This is a genomic window from Streptomyces fragilis (genome assembly GCF_003112515.1).
Taxonomy (GTDB): domain Bacteria; phylum Actinomycetota; class Actinomycetes; order Streptomycetales; family Streptomycetaceae; genus Streptomyces; species Streptomyces fragilis.
The window spans coordinates 1,345,142-1,365,571 of the sequence record NZ_BEVZ01000002.1 but is presented as its reverse complement, the minus strand read 5'-3'; the positions used below and the strand labels follow the sequence as shown (position 1 = coordinate 1,365,571).

Here is a 20,430-nt window from a genome sequence, read left to right as displayed (position 1 = left end):
TGGCTCGCGGCCCCCACATTGGTCCATACCACTACGGTTGCGTAGGAGCACCATGAGCGTGACGCTCTGCCATCTGCTGCGAGCACGAGCCTCCGTCGAGCCGGAACGGGAGGCCATGGCTCTCAGCGGCGTGGGAGCGCTCCCGTTCGGCGTATGGGAGAAACGTTCCGACGCCGTGGCCGCCGGGCTGCTCGGCCAGGGAGTGACCCCGGGCGAACGGATCGGACTGGTCTTCGGCAACGGCGACTGGCTGGAATACGCCGTCGCCTTCCTCGGCGTGCTCAAGGCGCGGGCGGTCGCCGTCCCGCTCTCCGACCAGCTGGCCGAGGCCGACGTCGACGCGATGCTCCGGCACTGCGGTGCGACCAGGGTGCTGCGCCCCGGCGCGCTCCCGTCCGCCGAGGGCACCCCGGAGCTCCCCCACCCCGGCGACGCGGCGCAGATCCTGTACACCTCCGGCACCACCGGGCGCCCCAAGGGCGTGCTGGCCACCCACGCGAACCTGGCGCACGGCTGGGGCGGGCGGCGCAGGCCCTTCGCCCACTCGCGGCACCTGGCCCACGCCTTCCCGATCGGCACCAACGCCGGCCAGTGGATGCTCGCCAACGCCATCGGCGCCCACCCCACCGTGGTCACCCTCGGCCGCTTCACCCCGGGGCGCTTCGCCCGGCTGATCGAGCAGTACCGGGCGGGCACCGTCTTCCTGGTCCCCACCATGGCGATCGAGATGCTGGCCGCGGGCGCGCACACCCGGCACGACCTGTCCGGCGTGCTGCTGCTGGGATCCGCGGCCGCCCCGCTGCCCGCCAAGGTGGCCGCCGAACTCACCGTCGCCTTCCCGAAGGCGACGATCGCCAACTACTACACCTCCACCGAGGCCGCGCCCGCGCAGACCGTGATGCTCTACGACGCCGGGCGTCCCTCCAGCGTCGGCCGGCCCGCTTCCGGCGGAGCGGTCAGGATCACCGGGCCGGACGGCGCACCGGTGCCGACCGGGGAGACCGGCGAGGTGTGGATGCGCTCCCCCACCGCGAGCCGCACGTACTTCGGCGACGCCGGCGCCACCGGTGAGACCTTCCGCGACGGCTGGGTCCGCATGGGCGATCTCGGCCGCATCGACGACGACGGCTACCTCTACCTGGTCGACCGGGAGAGCGACGTCATCAAGTCCGGTGCGCACAAGGTCTCCACCCTGCACGTCGAGGAGGCGGTGTACCAGCACCCCGGCGTGGTCGAGGCCGCGGCCTTCGGGGTGGCGCACCCCGCCCTCGGCAAGGCGGTGGCGATCGCCGTGGTGGGCAGCGTCGACCACACCGAACTGCGGGCCTTCCTCTCCGGGCGGCTGGCCCCGCACGAGCAGCCGTACCGCCTGGTCACCCTGGACTCCCTGCCCCGCAACCACGGCGGCAAGGTCGACAAGCGCACGCTCCGAGAGGCCGTCCGATGAGCCAGCTCTCCCCCGCCCAGCACGGCATGTGGATCGCCGCCCGGAAGGGCGCCGGCACCGCCTACCACATGCCCGTCGTGATCCGCCTCTCCCGGCAGCCCGATCCGGACGCCCTCGCCAAGGCCTGCCACGGCCTGCTGCAGCGGCACCCGGTGCTCGGCAGCGCCGTGGCCGAACGCGACGGCATCCCGCACCTGGTGCCCGCCGCCGAACTGCCGGTCCTCCAGCGGGCCGCCACGGTCGACGAGGTGGTCGGCCGGCCGTTCGACCTGGCCGCCGGCCCCCTGGTGCGCTTCGCCCTGGTCGGGGCGGACACCCTGGTCGTCGTCGCCCACCACCTGGTCCTCGACGGCGGTTCCAAGGACGTGCTCGTCGCCGACCTGGACACGCTGCTCGCCGGTGGTGTCCCCGGCCCCGGGCGTGCCCGGGCGGAGGGCGACGCCGCGTCGCCGGACCCGGCGGAGGCCGCCGGGTTCTGGGCCGGGCGCCCGCACCAGGCCGAGCAGACCGTCGTGGCCGGCGAGGTGCTGCGCTCCCGCTCCACCGCGGAGGGGGCCCTGCTGGAGTTCTCCCTCGACATCCCGCGCCTCGACGGACTGAGCCGCTTCGAGGTGCTGACGGCCGCGCTGCACACCCTGCTGGCCTCCTACGGCAACGGCGAGGTGGTGACCGCGCTGGACCTGTCCACCCGGCCCGAGGAGCTGGGCGGCGAGATCGGCTGCTGGGTCAACGAGCTGCCGCTCGCCTCCCGCCCGACGGCCGGCACACCGTTCCGCGGCTTCGCCGCCTCCCTGCGCGCCGAGCTGCGCGGCGTCTACCGGTACCGCGAGGTCCCGCTGGCCCGGGCCGTCCCGGGTCTTCGGCCGCACGCGGCGCTCGCCCCCGTCTCGCTCAGCTACCGCCGGCTCGCCGAGGAGCGGCCGGCCCTGGGCGAGGTGGAGTGGCTGGCCTTCAACCACGGCGTCCGCGGCGCCCTGCAGCTGCAGGTCGTCCAGGGCGCCACCGGGGCCCACGTGTCGCTGCGCCACGATCCGCGGGAGCTCACCGACCCCGCGCGGTTCGCCGACGACCTCACCCGGCTGCTCGCCGCCGTCGCGGACGGGCCGGACCGGTCGCTGGGCGAGCTGACGCCGTTCACCACCGCGCCGCAGGCCGCCACGGCGCCGCCGCTGTCCGGACCCGCCGCCGGGTCCCCCGCCGGATCGGCCTCCGTCTCCGCGCCCGCGGCGGGGTCCGCGGCGGGGTCCGCGGCGTCGGCCCCTGACACCGCGGCCGCCCCGGAGTCCGCAACGGCGCCGGACGCCGCGTCCCCCGCGGACGATCCGATGGTCGCGCAGGTCACGTCCATCTGGGAGGCCGTACTCGAACTGTCGCCGATCGAACCGCACGACGACATCTTCGACCTGGGCGGCCACTCGCTGACGATCACCCAGATCATCTCCCGGATGGAGCAGCAGCTCGGCGTGGAGATCTCGCTGGACGACTTCTTCGACAACCCGACCGTGGCCGGCGTCGTGGCGGTGGTCCGCGGATGACCGTCACCGCCACCTCCGCGCGTGAGCACGCGCCGCCGCCCCTGGAGGAGCCGGCCGACGAGGACCTCTCGCTGCTGCTCTCCGTCCGGGCCTTCGAGCTCAAGCTGCTGGAGCTCTTCGGCCAGGGCATGCTCAACGGCACCACCCACACCTGCCTGGGACAGGAGTACGTCCCGGTGGCCCTGCGGCCGCTGCTGCGGCCGGAGGACCACGTCTTCAGCAACCACCGCGGCCACGGCCACTACCTGGCGCGCTTCCAGGACTACGAGGGCCTGCTCGCCGAGATCATGGGCCGGCGCGGCGCGGTGTGCGGCGGGGTGGGCGGCAGCCAGCACATCCGCCGGGACCGCTTCCTGTCCACCGGGGTGCAGGGCGAGAGCCTGCCGGTGGCGTGCGGCGTCGCGCTGCACCTGAGGCGCGCCGAGCCCGGTGCGCTGGCCTGCGTCCACATCGGGGACGGCACCTTCGGCGAGGGCGGCGTCTACGAGGCGCTCAACCTGGCCGCGCTGTGGCGGCTGCCGCTGCTCGTGGTGGTGGAGAACAACGGCATCGCCCAGACCACCCCGGTCTCCGCCAGCATGGCGGGCACCGTCGCGGGGCGCGCCGCCGCGTTCGGCATCGACCACGTGCACACCGACTCGGTGGACCTCGGCGTGATCCGCCGGCTGCTGGCCCCCCGGATCGAGCGGGTCCGCGAGGGACGGCCGCTGGTGGTGGAGTTCGCCACGCACCGGCTGGGCCCGCACAGCAAGGGCGACGACACCCGGCCCGCCGAGGTGATCGAGCGCGCCAGGGCGGCGGACTGGTACGGCCGGTACGCGGCCCTCTGCCCGGAGCGGTTCGCGCGCCTGGACGCCCGGGCCCGGGCGCACATCGACGAGGTGGCCCGTGACGTGGCCGGCCGGGAGCCGTCATGAGGGTCTCCGAGAACCTGAACGCCGCCCTGCACACGGTGCTGGAGCGCGACCCGGGGATGCACCTGCTGGGCGAGGACGTCCTCGACCCGTACGGCGGCGCCTTCGGCGTCACCCGCGGCCTCTCCACCCGCTTCCCGGACCGGGTGCTCACCACGCCCATCAGCGAGAACGCCATGACCGGTGTGGCGGCCGGGCTGGCGCTGGCCGGTGACGGCGCGGTCGTGGAGATCATGTTCGGCGACTTCGTCACGCTGGCCTTCGACCAGCTGGTCAACTTCGCCGCCAAGTCGGTCTCCATGTACGGCAGTCGGGTGCCGATGCGGATGGTGGTGCGCTGTCCCGTCGGCGGCGGCCGGGGCTACGGCCCGACGCACAGCCAGAGCCCGCAGAAGCACCTCGTCGGCGTGCCCCACCTGGCGCTCTACGAGGTCTCGCCGTTCCGGGACAACGCCGAGGTCTTCGCCGAGATGCTGGCCCGCGAGGAGCCCTGCGTCCTCTTCGAGGACAAGGTGCTCTACACCCGTCCGATGGGCGAGGTGGAGCCGCCGTTCACGCTCCGGCAGGACGGGCCCGTCGCCCGGATCGGGCTCACCGACGAGCCGGACTGCGTGATCGTGGCGGGCGGCGGCGTGGCGCACCGCGTGCTGGAGGCGATGCGCGGCCTGCTGCTCGAGGAGGAGATCGTCTGCACCCTGCTGGTGCCCTCCCGGCTCTACCCCGTCGAGCTCGACCTGCCCCCGGCCCGGCACGTCTTCGTGGTCGAGGAGGGCACCGCCGGGGGCACCTGGGGCGCCGAGGTGGCCCGGGTGGTCCACGAACGCCACTGGCAGGACCTCGCACGGCCGGTGACCCTGATCCACTCCGCGGACTCGGTCATCCCCACCGCCCCCCATCTGGAGCGCGAGGTGCTCGTCGGCGCCTCGGCCGTCCACCGCGTCATCCGGGAGACCCTGCGTGGCTGAGCTGCTCATGCCCAAGCTCAACAACAACGACACCGACTACGTGCTGACCGCGTGGCTGGTCGAGGACGGCGAGGCGGTCACCGAGGGCCAGCCGGTCGCGGAGGTCGAGACCTCCAAGGCGAGCCAGGAGGTGGAGGCGGAGTCCGCCGGGACGTTCCGCCGGCTGGTCCGGGAGGGCGCGCGCTGCCTGCCCGGCGAGGTGATCGCGGAGCTGGTGGCCGAGGGCGCGCGGCCCTCCCTCCCCCGGCCCCCGACGCCCGCCGCGACCGCCGCTTCCGCCCCGCCCGCCGCTTCCGCCGCGCGCGGGTCCGGCGGGCCGCTGGTCACCCGGCCGGCGCAGGAGCTCGCGGACCGCCTGGGGGTCACCGCCGCCCAGCTGGCGGCCCTGGACGTGGCGGTGGTCCGCACCGAGGACGTCCAGGCCCTGGCCGACGCGCGGGCCGCGCACCCGGGCCCCGAGCCGCAGGAACCGGCCGCGGCCCCGGCGGCCGGGGAGCGGGCGGCCGGGGAGCAGGCGACCGGCAAGCGGCGGGGCGTACCGCTCACCCGGGTGCAGAAGGCCGTCGCGCGGGCGGTGGAACTCTCCCACCGCACCGTCCCGGCCGCGTACACCGTGGTCCGGATGGATCTCGGCCCCGCCCTGGCCCGGGCGCGGGAGCTGACCCGTGAGGTCCGCAGGCCGGTCGGCCTGGCGGAGCTGTTCGTCCAGCGGGTGGCCGCTCTGCACGCCGGCTTCCCGCGGTTCTTCTCCTCGATCGACGGCACCACCGCGATCGAGGCCGAGGCCCCGCACATCGGCGTCACCGTCGACCTCGGGGAGGGCCTGTACGTCCCCTGCCTCCACGACGCCGCCAACCTCACGCTGCGCGACATCGCCACCCGGCTGACCGCCTACCGGATCGCCGCCACCAAGGGCGGCTTCGACGAACGCGACCTGACCGGCGCCAACTTCGTGATCACCCTGCACACCGACGGGGACGTGGTGCTCGCCATCCCCTTCGTCTTCCCCGGCACCGCCTGCGCGCTGGCGGTGACCGCCCCGTCGGACGGCACCCAGGCCCACATCGGGCTCGCCTACGACCACCGCCTGATCAACGGCCGGGACGCCGCGCTGTTCCTCAAGGCCCTGAAGAACTCCGTGGAAGGGCTCGCCTGATGTCGGCCGTCGAGATGTCCGAAGCCAAGAGGGAACTGCTGCGCCGCCGCCTGGCGCGCCGCGACGTCCAGGGGATACCGCGGCGCGAGGAGGGCAGCGAGCCGGTGCTCGCCCCCGCCCAGGAACCCCTGTGGTTCATGGAGCAGTTCGTCCCCGGCACCTCCACCTACAGCGTCGTCCTGTCGGTGCGGCTGCGCGGCCCGCTCGATGCCGCGCGGCTCGAGGAGGCGCTGGCCGAGCTGCCCCGGCGGCACGACGCCCTGCGGCACCGGTTCCCCGCCGACCAGGACGGCCGTCCGGTGGTCCTGGAGCTCGCGGAGTGCGAGGTGCCGCTGGCGTGCGCCGAGGCCGCCGACGACGAGGAGACCGCCGCCGCGATCAACGCCGAGAGCGCGTTCCCGCTCGACCCCGCGGAAGGGCCGCTGCTGCGTGCCCTGCTGGTGCGGCGCGGCCTCGAGGACCACGTCCTGACGCTGCTGGTGCACCACCTGGTGGCCGACGGCCGGTCCGCACAGATGCTGATGACCGACCTGCTCGCCCTCTACCGGGGCGAGGCGGCGCCCGCGCCCGCCACCCGGTTCTCCGACATCGCGGCCTGGCAGCGCGAGCGGACCCACGACCGGGACAGCGCCTTCTGGCGCGAGCGGCTGGACGGCCTGCCCCGCCTCGATCTCATCACCGACCGGCCCCGCCCGGCCCTCCAGCGCTTCGACGGCGCCTCGGTCACCCGCACGTTCGGCCCCGAACTCACCGCCGCGGTGGGCGAACTGGGACGCGCGCACGGCGCCACCACCTTCATGACCGTGCTGGCCGCCTTCACCGCGCTGCTGGCCCGCTGCACCGGACGGGACGACTTCGGCGTCGGGACGCCGGTGGCCGGGCGGACCCGGCCGGAGTTCGAGGACGTCGTCGGCATGTTCGTCAACACGCTCGTGCTGCGGGCCCGGCTGGACGACGACCCGACCTTCGCCGAGCTGCTGTCACGCACCCGGGACACGGTGATCGACGCCCTGGACCACCAGGAGCTGCCCTTCGCCCGGCTGGTCGAGGAGCTCAACGTCCCGCGTGATCCCAGCCGTCAGCCGCTGGTGGACGTCCTGTTCTCCCTGCACGACCTGGCCTCCGGCAGCCCGGACGGCACCGGCGGAGCCACCGGCGCGGGCCGCTCGGGCGAGGCGGCCGGGGAGGACACGGCGGACCTGGCGGCCGACGACTTCCCCCTGCCGCCCGGCTCCGCCCGCCACGACCTGGAGCTCTACCTCACCCCGTCCCCGGACGCCGGGCTGAACTGCACGTTCGTGTACAAGACCACCCTCTTCGAGGCGGACACCGTCGCCCGGATGGCCGGGCACCTGGAGACCCTGCTGCGCGCCGCCGCGGCCCGCCCGGACACCCCCGTCAGCCGGCTCCCCCTGCTCGAGGACACCGAACGCGCACTCCTGGAGGAGTGGAACGCCACCGCGGCGGACTTCCCCGCCGACCGGACGCTGCACGGCCTGATCGAGGACCAGGTCCGGCGCACCCCCGGGGCCACCGCGGTCACCTTCGCCGGCGCCTCGCTCGACTACGCCGGGCTGGACGCCCGGGCCAACCAGGTCGCCCACCGGCTGCGCGCCCTGGGCGTCGGCCCCGGCACGCTGGTCGGCGTCTGCGCCGAGCGCTCCCTGGAGCTGGTGACCGGACTGCTCGGCGTCCTGAAGACCGGCGCCGCGTACGTGCCGCTCGACCCCGAATACCCGGCCGAGCGGGTCGCGTTCATGCTGTCCGACGCCGAGGCCCCGGTCGTGCTCACCCAGAGCGGCATCACCGGCGGCGAGCTGGGCCCGGCGCTCGGGGCGACCGGCGCGACCGTCCTCCTGCTGGACCGCGCCGCGGAATGGGACGACCGGCCCACGGCACCGCCGGAGACGGCCGGCGGACCGGACACTCCCGCGTACCTGATCTACACCTCGGGTTCCACCGGCCGGCCCAAGGGGGTGCCCAACCGGCACCGGTCGGTCGTCAACCGGCTGGACTGGATGCAGAAGCGCTTCCGGCTCACCGCCGGGGACACCGTGCTGCAGAAGACCCCGGCCGGCTTCGACGTCTCGGTCTGGGAGTTCTTCTGGCCGCTGATGACCGGGGCCCGGCTGCTGCTGGCCGCGCCCGGCGGCCACCGCGACCCCGCGCACATCCGGCAGCTGATCGAGACCGAGGCGGTCACCACCGTCCACTTCGTCCCCTCGATGCTGAGCCTCTTCCTCGCCGAGGAAGAGGTGGCGCGCTGCTCCTCGCTGCGCCGGATCGTCTGCAGCGGCGAGGAACTCCCCGTCGACCTGGCCCTGCGCTGCCTGAGCACCCTTCCCGGCGCGGAGCTGCACAACCTGTACGGTCCCACCGAGGCCGCGATCGACGTCTCCGCCTGGCACTGCACCGAGGAGAACCTGCGCGACCGGGCCCGGGTGCCGATCGGCCTGCCCATCCAGAACGCCGAGCTGCACGTCCTCGGCGGCCACGGCGAGCCGGTGCCCGTCGGGGTGCCGGGTGAACTGCACCTGGGCGGTGTGCCGGTGGCGGCCGGCTACCACAACCGCCCGGAGCTGACCGCGGAACGCTTCGCCGGCGGCCTGTACCGCACCGGTGACGCCGCGCGCCGGCTGCCCGACGGCAGCGTGGAGTTCCTGGGCCGGCTGGACGACCAGGTCAAGCTGCGCGGCCTGCGGATCGAGCTCGGTGAGATCGCAGCGGCGCTGCGCGAGCGGGCCGGCGCCCGGGAGGCCGCGGTCGTGGTCAGCGAGGACCAGCGGCTGATCGCCTACCTGGTCGGCGGACCCGAGGAGCCCGCGCAGGCCCGTGAGGCCGTCCGCGGGGTGCTGCCGGAGTACATGCTGCCCTCCGCCTGCGTCGCGCTCGACGCCCTGCCGCTGACCCCCAACGGCAAGCTGGACCGCAAGGCCCTGCCCGCTCCCGCGGTCACCACCGCCGAGTACCGCGAGCCGGTCACCGAGGCGGAGCGGACGGTCGCCGCCGTGTGGGCGGACGTGCTGGAGCTGGAACGGGTCGGCCTGGACGACGACTTCTTCGACCTCGGCGGCCACTCGCTGCTGGCCATCCAGGCCGTGGCCAAGCTGCGCAAGGCGCTGCCGCCGGGCGGCCGGCAGGTCGGCGTGGTCGACGTGTTCTCCTGCCGCACGGTCGCCGGCCTGGCCGCGCTCGCGGCGGAGGCGGCCCCCGAGGGCCCCCGGCCGCTGCTCCAGCGGCTCACCCCGCCACGCCCGGCCGCCCGGGTCAGCTACGTCTGCGTGCCCTACGGGTCGGGCAGCGCCATCGTGTACCAGCCGCTCGCCGAGGCGCTCCCCGGCGACGAGGCGCTGTACGCGCTGTCCATCCCCGGCAACGACATCGGTCTCGACGAGGAACCGATGGACTTCGACGAACTGGCCGCGCGGACCACCGAGGAGATCCTGGCGATCGAGGGGCCGCTGGTGGTCTACGGCCACTGCGGGGTCGGTGCCGCGCTCGCCGTGGAGCTGGCCCGCCGGGTGGAGGCCGCCGGGCGGGAGGTCGAGGCGGTCTACATCGGCGCGATCTTCCCCTTCGCCCGCCCCGGCGGCCTGTGGAGCCGGCTCGTCCGGCCGGACGTCCTCGACCGGCTGCGCGGCAGCCGCCGCGACCTCGACTCGCTCAAGGCCCGCGGCGTCGACCTGGACGAGCTGGAGCCGGGCGTCGCGGACCGGATCGTCCGCACCATGCGGCACGACTCGCGGGCCGCCGAACGCTACTTCACCCGGCTCTTCGACACCCCGGACCGTGAGCGGCTGCGGGCCCCGGTCGTCTCCGTCATCGGCGAACGCGACCCGGCGACCCAGATGTACGAGGAACGGTTCCGCGAGTGGCACTTCCTCACCGACACCGCCGCCCTGGTGGTGCTGGACGAGGGCGGCCACTTCTTCCTGCGCTACCGGGCCGAGGAGCTGGCCGACGTGCTCCGCGTCCACACCCGGCTGGACGATCCCCCGCCACGTGCCGCCGACGACACCTGGTGGGTCCACGAGGTCGCCGCCGCGGGGCAGGACGCCGCGCCGGCCGACACGGTCAGGCCCGGCATGGGGCGCTTCCTGACGATCGCGGCGGGCCAGCAGCTCTCGCTGATCGGTTCGGCGCTCACCGGCTGGGCGCTGCCGATCACCGTGCTGATGGACTCTGGGTCGATCGCCCAGTTCTCCACCCTGGCCGTGCTGAACCTCGCGGGTCTGCTGCTCTCCCCGCTGGCCGGGGCGATCGTGGACCGGGGCAGCCGGCGGAAGGTGATCCTGCTCGCCGACGTCGCCTCCACGGTGGTGACGGCGGTGCTGGCGGCGCTGGTGCTGAGCGGCGGTCTGCAGCAGTGGCACACCTACGTGCTGGTCGCCGGCCTGTCCGTGACCAGCACCTTCCAGCGGCTCGCCTTCGGTTCGGCGGTGCCGCAGCTGGTCCCCAAGCACTTCCTGGGGCACGCGATCGGGGTGACCCAGCTGACCAACGGCGTGGCGCAGCTGGTCGTGCCGCTGGTGGCGGCCGGGCTGCTCAGCCTGATCGACCTGGGCGGCATCGTGCTGATCGACGTGGCCAGCTACGCGTTCGCCATCGTCACGGTCGCCCTGGTCCGCTTCCCGAACACGCTGCCGTGGCGTCCCCGGGAACCGCTCACCACCGAGATGGCCAAGGGGTTCTCCTACACCTGGCGGGACCGGGGCCTGCGGTCGATGCTCGGCTTCTTCGCCGTCCTCAACCTGTTCCTCTCGCCACTGATGCTGCTGGTCTCCCCGCTGGTGCTCTCCTTCGCGGGCCTGACGGAGGTGGGGACCGTCTCGGTGGTCTCCGGCCTGGGGGTCCTGCTCGGCGGGGCCACCATGGCGGTGTGGGGCGGCCCGAGCGGCAACCGCTTCCGGGTGGTGCTGGTGACCACGGTCTGCATGGCCGCGGGCGGCCTCCTGGTGGGGCTGCGGCCGTCCCTGGTGACGGTGGGCGTCGGGGCCTTCGCCCTGACCTTCTTCCTGACCCTGATGAACTCCGTCTACACGACGATCGTCCAGCTCAAGGTCCCGTTCCGCTACCACGGCCGGGTGTTCGCCCTGAACACCCTGGTGGCCTGGTCCACGCTGCCGATCGGCATGGGCCTGATCGCCCCGCTCGGCTCCGGCCTCTTCGACCGTCTCCTCACCGACGACGGCGCCCTCGCCTCCACGGCGGGTCTCCTGGTCGGGACGGGCCCCGGGCGCGGCATCGCGCTGATGTTCGTGCTCTGCTCCGCGGCCATGGCCCTGGTCGTCGCCGGCGCCCTGCGGATCCCCCGGCTGCGCCACTTCGACACCGAGATGCCGGACGCCGTTCCGGACGACCTGCTGGGTGTCGAGACCCTGAAGGAGCGCCGGCGCACGGCGGGGGTGTGACGAGGGGTGTGCGGGCCGGGGCCCGCACCCCCTCGGGAGGACGCGGACGCCTTCAGCGCGTGGCGCGGTACGCGGCCGTGATCTGCCGCACCACGACGTCCGGGTGGGACATCATCACCACGTGGGAGGCGCCCTCGACCTCGACCGTCCTGCTCCGGGCGCGTTCGGCCATGAACCGCTGCAGGGCCGGCGGAATGACCCGGTCGGCGCCTGCGACGACGTACCAGGACGGCACGGTCCTCCAGGCCGGGACCCCGCTGGCCCCCGACAGTCCGTTCAGGCTGCCCGGGCGCTGGGAGACGGCCATCACCCGGGTGGTGGCCCGCGGCAGGTCCGCGGCGAACACCCGGTGGAACTTCGCCGGATCGATGTACCCGTCGGCGTCGGTCCCGCCGGGCAGAGGGCGGGTCACCAGCGCGCCCTCCAGTTCGCTGCCGGGGAACCTGCCCGCCAGTCGCAGCGCGCTCTCGCCTTCGTCGGGCGCGAAGGCGGCCACGTAGACGAGGGCCTTGACGTGGTCGTGACCACGGGCCGCGTTGGTGATCACCTCGCCGCCGTAGGAGTGGCCCACCAGGATCACCGGGCCGGGCAGTGTGGCGACGACACTCGAGAGGTACGCCGAGTCACCGTCGAGGTCGCGCAGGGGGTTGGCGGGCGCCAGGACCTGGTGACCCGCCTCCAGCAGCCGGGCGGTCACGGCGTTCCAGCCGGAGGCGTCGGCGAAGACGCCGTGGACGAGGACGACGGTCGCGCCGGTGGCCCGGCCGGTCGCTCCGTCCGCCTCGACGCGCGACGCGGTACCGGATCCGGGGTCGGCGGAGGCGTGCGCGGTGGCGCCGACCACGAGGGCGCCGCCCGCCGCGATCAGCCCGCCGAGCACGCGGCGACGGGGGTGGACTTCGGAAGTCATCGGACGGGGTCCTTTCGTCGGAGGGCGAGGCGCGAGGGGACGGGTGGACCGGTTCCTGACGCGGGCCGCCCCGGCCCTCGCCTCCCACGCCGGTCGGCGCCGGATCGCTCCTGGTCGCGACCGTCGCGGGACTCCGATCGTTCACACCGGCAGTGGTTCGTCGACCCGGCACGCCGCCGGGACCCCGAGCGTTCACGCCGCGACGACCGATCGGGCGAGGGGTGCCGTCCCGGGCCGGTGGTCACCTCCGCTCACGTGGGCGCAGAGTGCGCCCCGGACCGCCCGGGCGGCCGCTCGCCGACGACCCCGGGCGTCGCGGCCCCCTACGGCACGACCCGCACCACCACCCGCCCCGCCGTCATACCGCAGGAGGAGGGGACGGCCCCTCCGTCAACCTCGAGAGGGCATCGGGAACGGGCACCTGGACGGACGGTCCGCGGCCCCCGCGGACGTCAGGATGGTCGGGTCCCTCAGCATCAGCCGTCAGGAGTGCAGTCACGTGACCACCACCGCCCACCGAGCCACCGCGGTGGCCGCCCGCGCCACGGAGCTGTCCAAGGTCTACGGACACGGTGAGACCCAGGTGGTCGCGCTCGACCGGATCACCGTGGAGTTCCGGCAGGCCGAGTTCACCGCCATCATGGGGCCGTCCGGCTCCGGCAAGTCGACGCTGATGCACTGCGTCGCCGGCCTCGACACCTTCAGCGGCGGCTCCGTGCGGCTCGGCGGGACCGAACTCGGCGCCCTCAAGGACAAGCAGCTGACCGAGCTGCGCCGCGACAAGGTCGGCTTCATCTTCCAGGCGTTCAACCTGCTGCCGACCCTGACCGCGATGGAGAACATCACCCTGCCGATGGACATCGCCGGCCGCAGGCCCGACCAGGAGTGGGTGGAGCGGGTCATCGACATGGTCGGGCTCTCCGGGCGGCTCCACCACCGCCCCGCCCAGCTGTCCGGCGGCCAGCAGCAGCGCGTCGCCGTGGCCCGCGCGCTCGCCTCCCGGCCCGAGATCGTCTTCGGCGACGAGCCGACCGGCAACCTCGACTCCCGTTCCGGCGCCGAGGTGCTGGGCTTCCTGCGCCACTCCGTGCGGGAGCTGGGCCAGACCGTCGTGATGGTGACGCACGACCCGGTGGCGGCCTCGTACGCGGACCGCGTCGTCTTCCTCGCGGACGGGCGGATCGTCGACGAGATGCTCGCCCCGACCGCGGACGGCGTGCTGGACCGCATGAAGGCCTTCGACGCCAAGGGCCGCACGAGCTGAGCCCACCGGCTCCCTCGCCCGCTCCCGTCTCCGCGTCCGGCCCACGTCGACCGTGACCCCCGGACGCCCCACCACCTGGACACCCACATGTTCCGTACCGCCGTGCGCACCGTCCTCGCGCACCGGACCAGACTGCTGATGACCGTGCTCGCCGTGATGCTCGGCGTGGCCTTCGTCTCCGGCACCCTGGTCTTCACCGACACCCTCTCGAACGCCTTCCGCAGCCAGTCCGCCAAGAGCTACGACGACGTCGCGGTGGCCGTCACCTCGGCCGGCGACCCCGGCGACCCCGAGGCCGACCCCGGCGTCCCGCAGAAGACCCTCGACCGGATCCGGGCGCTGGACGGCGTGGCCGCCGCGTACGGCCGCGTCGACGGCTTCGCCGGCGTGGCCGACCGCGACGGCAAGCTGATCGACGGCGCCTTCGGCAGCCCGAAGGGCTCCAACTTCGCCCCGGGCGAGGACGGCCGGGACCCGGCCTACACCTTCACCCGGGGTTCCGGCCCGCTGAAGGCCGGACAGATCGCCCTGGACGAGGGCACCGCCGGCAAGGGCGCCTACGAGGTCGGCGACCGTGTGCGCGTCGCCACCAACGGGCCGGTCAGGACGTTCACCCTCAGCGGGATCTTCACCACCGACGACGGCGAGGTGAAGGCGGGCGGCAGCCTCGTCCTCTTCGACACGGCGGTCGCCCAGAAGCAGTACCTCGAGGAGGGCTGGTTCAGCGACGTCACCGTCGTCGCCGCCCCGGGCGCCGGTGACGAGGAACTCCTCGCCGCGATCGAGCCGTTGCTGCCCGCGTCCGCCGAGGCGGGCACCGGCCGGGAACTCGCGGACGAGCAGGCGAAGGAGATCGAGTCGGGCCTCGGCGCCCTCAAGCAGGTGCTGCTGGGCTTCGCCGGCATCGCCCTCTTCGTCGGCGTCTTCCTGATCTCCAACACCTTCTCGATGCTGGTCGCCCAGCGCACCAAGGAACTTGCGCTGATGCGCGCCGTCGGCGCCACGCGCAAGCAGATCACCCGCTCGGTCCTCGTCGAGGCGGCGGTCGTGGGCGCGATCGCCTCCGCGGTCGGCTTCGCCGTCGGCGTCGTCCTGGCGCTCGGGCTGCGCTCCGGCATGTCCGCGTTCGGCATGACCGTCCCACCGGGGCCGCTGGTGGTGACCGTCACCCCGGTGGCCGCCGCGCTCGCCGTCGGCGTGCTGATCACCATGCTGGCCGCCTGGCTGCCGGGCCGCAGGGCCGCGAAGATCCCGCCCGTCGCGGCGATGAGCAGCGTCCACGCGGTCGCCACCACCCGGTCCCTGGTGGTGCGCAACTCCGTCGGCGCGGTCCTCACCGCGATCGGCGCGGCCGCCATCGTGTGGGGTGCGGACGTCGGCGGCGACGACGGCCGGATCCGGGTCGCGGGCGGCGCGTTCTTCGCGCTGATCGGGATCATCGTGCTGATCCCGCTGCTGTCGCGTCCCGTCATCGCGCTGATCCGCCCCCTGCTCACCGGCCCGTTCGGCGTCTCCGGCAAGCTCGCCGGGCAGAACGCGGTCCGCAACCCGCGCCGCACCGGCGCCACCGCGTCGGCGCTGACCATCGGTCTGACGCTGGTGACCGGCCTGTCGGTGCTCGGCGTCACGGTCGGCCAGGCCCTGGACCGGGCGACCACGGACAACATCAAGGCCGACTACATGGTGGTGATGGCCAACGGCGGTCCCCTCGACCGGTCGGCGCTGAGCGCCCTGGAGAAGGCCGACGGCGTGTCCGCGGTCTCACCGCAGCAGGCCGTCTCCCTCCGGATCGGGGGCGGCGGGAAGGACGGGGCGGACGGGAAGCGCGGCCCGGACGACTACGTCGCCGCCTCGGCGGTCACCCCGGGGGCCGTCGAGCAGGTCCTGCGCGTCGACGTCGTGCGTGGCGACCTCGGCTCGCTCGCCGAGGGACGCATCGCGGTCGCCGAGAAGACGGCCGCCGCGAGGGGCTGGGAGGTCGGCACCGACGTCCCCGTCACCTTCGCCGACCACGAACACGGCACCCTGACGGTCGGCGCGGTCTACGAGGACAGCGAGTTCCTCTCCCCCGTCGTCGTCGCCACCGAGGTGGCCGACGCCCACGAGGCCAAACCGTACATCCCGCAGATCTTCGTCAAGATGGACGGCGGCGGGACCGCGGCGAACGAGAAGGTTCTGGCCCGCGCCCTCGGTGAGAACCCGGCCATCACGATGATGGACCACCAGGACATCCGCGACCAGTTCGGCGGCATGATCAACCTGCTGCTCAACATCCTCTACGGGCTGCTCGCGATGGCCCTCCTGATCGCCGTCCTCGGGGTGGTCAACACCCTGGCGATGTCGGTGTTCGAGCGACAGCAGGAGATCGGCATGCTCCGCGCGATCGGCCTCGACCGGCGCCGGGTCAAGCGGATGGTCCGGCTGGAGGCCGTGGTCATCTCCCTGTTCGGCGCGCTGATCGGCGTGGGCCTCGGAGTCTTCCTCGGCTGGGCGATCGGCCAGACCATCAGGTCGTCGATCCCGGGCTACGAGCTGGTCCTGCCCTGGGACCGGATCGCCCTCTTCCTGGTGGCCGCGGGCCTCGTCGGCGTCCTCGCCTCGCTGTGGCCGGCCCGCAGCGCGGCGAAGCTGAACGTGCTGGACGCCATCAAGACGGACTGACGGCCGCCGCGGACATGCCGGCCTCCCCGCGCCCCGGCAGGCGCGGGCAGGCCGGCTCCGGTCAGGACGGGCCCGGCCGGGTCGGGGCCGTGGGTGTGGCCGTGTGCGTGGCCGTGTGCGTCAGAACTGGAACACGAAGTTGCTGCCGACCGCGGCCTCGCAGTCGTTGCCGTACGTCCTGGTGAAGGACACCGGCTGCAGGCGCCAGGTGCCGGTCACCGTGACCGTGACGGGCAGCCAGACCCCCGGGCAGCCGACGCCGGACGCCCGCGGGAGCCGGTCCAGCTGCCCGTCGACGGCGGTGATCCTGGCGCAGGCGTCCTCCGGCCGGGGGTGCGTCCCACCGGCCGGTTCGCACTGCAGGGTCACCTGCTTGTTCAGCGAGCCGCCCCAGCTCGAACCGCTCTTGGCCATGGTCAGGTTCGACAGGGCGACCGCACCGGCCGACGCCCCCGACGACGCCGGGCCCGAACCGGCCGCCGCGGCCGGGACGACGGACCCCGCGGTCGCCAGGACGCCCGCGACCAGAAGCACCCCGATTCTCTTCCTCATACGTCTCCGATCGTCGCACTCGTGTGCCGCCACCTGTGGATGTCAGGAGCGGCCGGGTCAGAACCGGAACACGTAGTCACTGCGGACTCCGGCGTCGCAGTCGCTGCTGTACGTCCTGGTGAAGGACACCGGCTGCCACCGCCAGGTGCCCGTCACCGTGACCGTCGTGGGCATCCAGACGGGCGGACAGGCAGGGGTCCCCGAAGGCTGGAGCTTGTCGAACTGCCCGTCGACGGCCAGGAGTTTGCCGCAGGCGTCCGCGGCGGTGGGGTGGGTCCCGCCGGTGGGTTCGCACTGCAGGGTGACCTGCTTGTTCAGCGAGCCGGCCCAGCTGGGGCCGGTCTTGGTGATGGTCAGGTTCGACAGGGCGACCGCACCGGCCGACGCCCCCGACGACGCCGGGCCCGGACCGGCCGCCGCGGCCGGGACGACGGACCCCGCGGTCGCCAGGACGCCCGCCGCCAGAAGCACCCCAAGTCTCGTTCTCATGTGTCTCCGATCGTCGCTTTGGTGTGCCCCTCCCCACCAAAGTCGTGCAGCGCCCCGCACCCCACAAGGCTGCTGTCGGCCACCTTGCGCGGCCTCGTCCGGGCCGGGCGATCAGCAGGTGCCGTTGACCGCCCCGTTGTAGCCGGTCCACAGGTAGGCGTCGGAGATCCAGGTCCCGTCGCTCAGTCTGTCCCACAGCGAGGTGACCCCGAACCGTCCCTCGTGGCTCGTGCCGTTGCGCGAGCAGGAGACGGTCACGAACGCTCCGTCGGCGACCGAGCCGACGACCGCGTACCCGGTGCCGGGCCCGGACCGCTTGTTCACCGTGCCGCCGCCGTTGGAGTCCACGATGCCCTGCGTCAGGCCCATCGCCCCGTAGTTGTGGAGGGCGCTGCCGGTGCCGCGGGTGGTGGAACCGTGCATCGCGTAGCCCGCGTACGAGCCGGTGGTGTAGAAGACCCAGCCCCCGATGCCGTGGTCCGCGATCGGCACGTACGCGTTGTTCTGGCGCAGGCCGAAGTGGACGTGGCGGCCGGTGGCGGACCCGCCGCAGGCGACGTTGGTGCCGGTGTAACCGAGGAGGGTCCCCTGCGCGACGCTGGTCCCGTTGGCGTTGATGTGTCCCGTCAGGTGGTAGTAGTCGGAGGCGTAGCCCCGGTCGTGGATGACCCGCACGAAGCCCGAGCAGAGGGTGTACGCGGCGCCCGCCCGCGCCGCACGGACCGCCTGGTCGCCGCCGGCGAAGTCGACGGAACTGTAGGGGCCACTGGCGCCGTCCCACTGGTGGCCGCCGCCGGTCAGGGTCCACGACACGCCCGTGGACCAGGGCAGCGCCATGCCGGTGCGGTAGTCCCCGCCGGCCAGGGGCTGGACCGGCTCCCCGGAGGAGGCGTCGGTGTCGGCGGAGGCGAAGAGCTTCTTCTCGTACGTGGTCACCACGGGCGAGGCGGCGGCGAGGTCGGCGAAGGCCGGTTCGCCGTCGAAGGCGACGGTCCAGTCGCCGCCCTCGGCCCGGGCCACGAAGACGGCCCCCGTGGGCGCCGCGCCCTCCTTCCGCGGAGCCACGACCACAGCGGTGCCGAAGGCCCACCTGCCGCCCTTCTCGCGGGTGATCCGCACCCGCGTGTCCTGGGCCGACACGCCACGGCCGGCGAGGGCGTCCCGGTCCAGGAGCTTCTGGGTCACGGCCGTCGTGACCGAGGGGCGGGGCGCCGCCTGGGCGGTGCCGGGAACCGCCAGGCCCACGGAGACCAGCGCGAGGACTGCGGATATCAGACCCGCCACACGTCTGCGATGCAACACCGTTCTCTCCCTACGTCAGGGTGGGTGGTACGCCCGGAGGGCCTGGCGAGGCTAGGGGGGCGGAGCCCGCCCGTCCAGAGGGCCTCCTGACGCTCCGGGACCTGACCGGCGAACGCGACGTCGGATTCCCGCCAGCCCGCGGCACGCGAGCCCGCGATGGTGGACGTCATGAACCGACTTGAGGGAAAAGTGGCCGTGGTCACCGGCGGGAGCCGCGGCATCGGCGCCGCCGTGGCACTGCGTCTGGCCGAGGAGGGCGCCGACGTCGCCCTGACCTACGAGAACAACGCGGACCGCGCCGCCGAGGTCGTGGAACGGATCGAGGCCGTCGGCCGCCGGGCGCTGGCCGTCCGGGCCGACAGCGGGGACCCGGAGGCCCTGACCGCTGCCGTCGACGAGACCGCCGCGGTGTTCGGCGCGCTGGACGTCCTGGTCAACAACGCCGCCGTCTTCCTGGTCGGTCCGCTGGAGGACCTGGGTGCGGCGGAGGTCGAGCGCACCCTGGCGGTGAACGTCCGGGCGCCGTTCGTGGCGTCCCGGGCGGCGGTTCGCCACATGGGTGAAGGCGGCCGCATCGTCAGCATCGGCAGCAACATGGCCGAGCGTGCCGCCTTCCCGGGGATGGCGCTCTACGCGATGAGCAAGACCGCTCTCGTCGGCATGACGAAGGGCCTGGCCCGGGAGCTCGGGCCCCGCGGGATCACCGTCAACCTGGTGCACCCGGGGCCCACGGACACCGACACCAACCCCGCCGACGGGACGGGTGCCGGAGCCGTCGCCGGTCTCACCGCTCTCGGCCGTTACGCGGAACCGGCCGAGATCGCCGCCACCGTCGCCCACCTGGCGAGTTACGACGGCCGGTACATCACCGGGGCGACGATCAACGTGGACGGAGGATTCACCGCCTGACGCGGGGCCCGCGGAGGCCACGCGCCGGGGCCGTGCCGACGCGCGCGGGACCCGTCGGTCAGCGCGGGGTGAGGAGGCAGAACTCGTTGCCCTCGGGGTCGGTCAGGACGGTCCAGTGGATGCCGGACCGGTCGATGCCGGGGTCACTCGCCCCCAGCGCCCGCAGCCGGGCCTCCTCCGCCGCCAGGTCGTCACCCTTGTACGGGGCGACGTCCAGGTGGACGCGGTTCCATCCGCTCTTGGTGTCCGGGGTGCGGACGAACTCCAGGTAGGGACCGACCCCCTGGGCGGAGCGCAGGCTGGCGTGGTCGTCGGCGACCTCGTGCACCGTCCAGTCTGTCGCCTCGCCCCAGAACCGGGCCATCGCCCGCGGGTCGGCGCAGTCGACCACCACGGCGGCGATCGGCCCGGTGTCCTCGTAGACCGGGCGGGGCTCCAGGACGCAGAACTCGTTGCCCTCCGGGTCGGCCATCACCGTCCAGGGGACCACGCCCTGTCCCACGTCGGCGAGCGTGGCGCCGAGGGCCCGCAGTCGCTCGACCAGCTCCGCCTGATGAGCCGGCGAGGTGGTGGCCAGATCCAGGTGCACCCGGTTCTTCACCGTCTTCGGTTCCGGGCGGGCGATGATGTCGACGCAGACGGCCGTGGGGTCGGGGTAGGCGAAGCCCACGGGCTCGAGATTGGTCACGCCGGGCGCCTCGCTGTCGATGCCCCAGCCGAGTACCTCGGCCCAGAACCGGCCGAGCGCGGAGTCGTCGTGGGCCTTCATGTTGATCTGCACGAGTCTCGTAGCCATGCGCAGATACTAGAAGCCGCCCCGACTGCCCCTCGGCCGCCCGGCGAAGCCGGCCGGCCGTGCGAGCGTGACCAGGTCGGTCGTCCGACGCCCTCACCGTGCTGTCGGCGCTCCCACCC

Annotated in this window: 14 protein-coding genes; 9 read left to right on the top strand and 5 right to left on the bottom strand. The window is 73.8% G+C overall.

Annotated features, from left to right (window positions below; translation table 11 throughout):
* Positions 1 to 52 precede the first annotated feature (52 nt).
* From Sfr03f_RS07825 to Sfr03f_RS07805, 6 genes are read left to right on the top strand one after another with little or no spacing between them, the layout of a single operon-like run.
* Complete coding sequence (locus tag Sfr03f_RS07825; RefSeq protein ID WP_108952921.1) at positions 53 to 1,447, top strand: class I adenylate-forming enzyme family protein; 1,395 nt, start codon at positions 53 to 55, stop codon at positions 1,445 to 1,447.
* Positions 1,444 to 2,982 (top strand): condensation domain-containing protein, encoded by a 1,539-nt coding sequence (locus tag Sfr03f_RS07820; RefSeq protein ID WP_108952920.1) that lies wholly within the window; start codon positions 1,444 to 1,446, stop codon positions 2,980 to 2,982. The genes Sfr03f_RS07825 and Sfr03f_RS07820 overlap by 4 nt, the downstream gene beginning before the upstream one ends.
* Positions 2,979 to 3,899, top strand: a complete 921-nt coding sequence (locus Sfr03f_RS07815; RefSeq protein ID WP_108952919.1) for a thiamine pyrophosphate-dependent dehydrogenase E1 component subunit alpha — start codon at positions 2,979 to 2,981, stop codon at positions 3,897 to 3,899. Before Sfr03f_RS07820 ends, Sfr03f_RS07815 begins: the two co-directional genes overlap by 4 nt.
* Complete coding sequence (locus Sfr03f_RS30770) at positions 3,896 to 4,861, top strand: alpha-ketoacid dehydrogenase subunit beta (protein WP_174721543.1); 966 nt, start codon at positions 3,896 to 3,898, stop codon at positions 4,859 to 4,861. The genes Sfr03f_RS07815 and Sfr03f_RS30770 overlap by 4 nt, the downstream gene beginning before the upstream one ends.
* Positions 4,854 to 6,017, top strand: coding sequence for a 2-oxo acid dehydrogenase subunit E2 (locus Sfr03f_RS30765; RefSeq protein WP_174721542.1), 1,164 nt, complete (start codon positions 4,854 to 4,856; stop codon positions 6,015 to 6,017). The genes Sfr03f_RS30770 and Sfr03f_RS30765 overlap by 8 nt, the downstream gene beginning before the upstream one ends.
* On the top strand, positions 6,017 to 11,428 hold the full coding sequence (locus tag Sfr03f_RS07805) for a non-ribosomal peptide synthetase/MFS transporter (protein WP_108952918.1): 5,412 nt from the start codon (positions 6,017 to 6,019) through the stop codon (positions 11,426 to 11,428). The genes Sfr03f_RS30765 and Sfr03f_RS07805 overlap by 1 nt, the downstream gene beginning before the upstream one ends.
* Before the next feature lie 52 nt (positions 11,429 to 11,480).
* Here the strand turns inward: Sfr03f_RS07805 and Sfr03f_RS07800 are convergent, their stop codons facing one another.
* Positions 11,481 to 12,338 (bottom strand): alpha/beta fold hydrolase, encoded by an 858-nt coding sequence (locus Sfr03f_RS07800; protein WP_108952917.1) that lies wholly within the window; start codon positions 12,336 to 12,338, stop codon positions 11,481 to 11,483.
* A gap of 499 nt (positions 12,339 to 12,837) precedes the next feature.
* Between Sfr03f_RS07800 and Sfr03f_RS07795 the strand changes: the two genes are divergently transcribed.
* On the top strand, positions 12,838 to 13,602 hold the full coding sequence (locus tag Sfr03f_RS07795) for an ABC transporter ATP-binding protein (RefSeq protein ID WP_108953523.1): 765 nt from the start codon (positions 12,838 to 12,840) through the stop codon (positions 13,600 to 13,602).
* Between the two features lie 87 nt (positions 13,603 to 13,689).
* Positions 13,690 to 16,263, top strand: coding sequence for an ABC transporter permease (locus Sfr03f_RS07790; RefSeq protein WP_108952916.1), 2,574 nt, complete (start codon positions 13,690 to 13,692; stop codon positions 16,261 to 16,263).
* Between the two features lie 120 nt (positions 16,264 to 16,383).
* On the opposite strand, the gene Sfr03f_RS07785 is transcribed toward Sfr03f_RS07790, so the two are convergent.
* The 3 genes from Sfr03f_RS07785 to Sfr03f_RS07775 all read right to left on the bottom strand — a co-directional run bounded on the left by Sfr03f_RS07785 (position 16,384) and on the right by Sfr03f_RS07775 (position 18,603).
* On the bottom strand, positions 16,384 to 16,815 hold the full coding sequence (locus Sfr03f_RS07785) for an SSI family serine proteinase inhibitor (RefSeq protein WP_159105586.1): 432 nt from the start codon (positions 16,813 to 16,815) through the stop codon (positions 16,384 to 16,386).
* Between the two features lie 57 nt (positions 16,816 to 16,872).
* The gene (locus Sfr03f_RS07780) at positions 16,873 to 17,304 is read right to left on the bottom strand and encodes an SSI family serine proteinase inhibitor (protein ID WP_108952914.1); all 432 of its coding nucleotides are present in this window, start codon (positions 17,302 to 17,304) and stop codon (positions 16,873 to 16,875) included.
* 111 nt (positions 17,305 to 17,415) lie between these two features.
* Entirely contained in the window at positions 17,416 to 18,603 is a 1,188-nt protein-coding gene (locus tag Sfr03f_RS07775) for a M23 family metallopeptidase (protein ID WP_108952913.1), read from the bottom strand.
* A 171-nt stretch (positions 18,604 to 18,774) separates the two neighbouring features.
* Here Sfr03f_RS07775 and Sfr03f_RS07770 point away from each other — a divergent pair, with 171 nt between their 5' ends.
* Positions 18,775 to 19,515 carry an SDR family NAD(P)-dependent oxidoreductase gene (locus Sfr03f_RS07770; RefSeq protein WP_218028132.1) on the top strand — a complete coding sequence of 247 codons (741 nt, stop codon included), beginning with the start codon at positions 18,775 to 18,777 and terminating at the stop codon, positions 19,513 to 19,515.
* A 58-nt stretch (positions 19,516 to 19,573) separates the two neighbouring features.
* Here the strand turns inward: Sfr03f_RS07770 and Sfr03f_RS07765 are convergent, their stop codons facing one another.
* Positions 19,574 to 20,311: a VOC family protein gene (locus tag Sfr03f_RS07765; protein ID WP_108952911.1), complete on the bottom strand. Its 738-nt coding sequence runs from the start codon at positions 20,309 to 20,311 to the stop codon at positions 19,574 to 19,576.
* Positions 20,312 to 20,430: the final 119 nt, after the last annotated feature.

Bases quoted from the DNA above. Each gene is read 5' to 3' on its own strand.
- Sfr03f_RS07825 (WP_108952921.1), top strand. From the start codon at position 53: ATGAGCGTGACGCTCTGCCATCTGCTGCGAGCACGAGCCTCCGTCGAG.
- Sfr03f_RS07820 (WP_108952920.1), top strand. From the start codon at position 1,444: ATGAGCCAGCTCTCCCCCGCCCAGCACGGCATGTGGATCGCCGCCCGG.
- Sfr03f_RS07815 (WP_108952919.1), top strand. From the start codon at position 2,979: ATGACCGTCACCGCCACCTCCGCGCGTGAGCACGCGCCGCCGCCCCTG.
- Sfr03f_RS30770 (WP_174721543.1), top strand. From the start codon at position 3,896: ATGAGGGTCTCCGAGAACCTGAACGCCGCCCTGCACACGGTGCTGGAG.
- Sfr03f_RS07805 (WP_108952918.1), top strand. From the start codon at position 6,017: ATGTCGGCCGTCGAGATGTCCGAAGCCAAGAGGGAACTGCTGCGCCGC.
- Sfr03f_RS07800 (WP_108952917.1), bottom strand. From the start codon at position 12,338: ATGACTTCCGAAGTCCACCCCCGTCGCCGCGTGCTCGGCGGGCTGATC.
- Sfr03f_RS07790 (WP_108952916.1), top strand. From the start codon at position 13,690: ATGTTCCGTACCGCCGTGCGCACCGTCCTCGCGCACCGGACCAGACTG.
- Sfr03f_RS07785 (WP_159105586.1), bottom strand. From the start codon at position 16,815: ATGAGGAAGAGAATCGGGGTGCTTCTGGTCGCGGGCGTCCTGGCGACC.
- Sfr03f_RS07780 (WP_108952914.1), bottom strand. From the start codon at position 17,304: ATGAGAACGAGACTTGGGGTGCTTCTGGCGGCGGGCGTCCTGGCGACC.
- Sfr03f_RS07770 (WP_218028132.1), top strand. From the start codon at position 18,775: ATGAACCGACTTGAGGGAAAAGTGGCCGTGGTCACCGGCGGGAGCCGC.
- Sfr03f_RS07765 (WP_108952911.1), bottom strand. From the start codon at position 20,311: ATGGCTACGAGACTCGTGCAGATCAACATGAAGGCCCACGACGACTCC.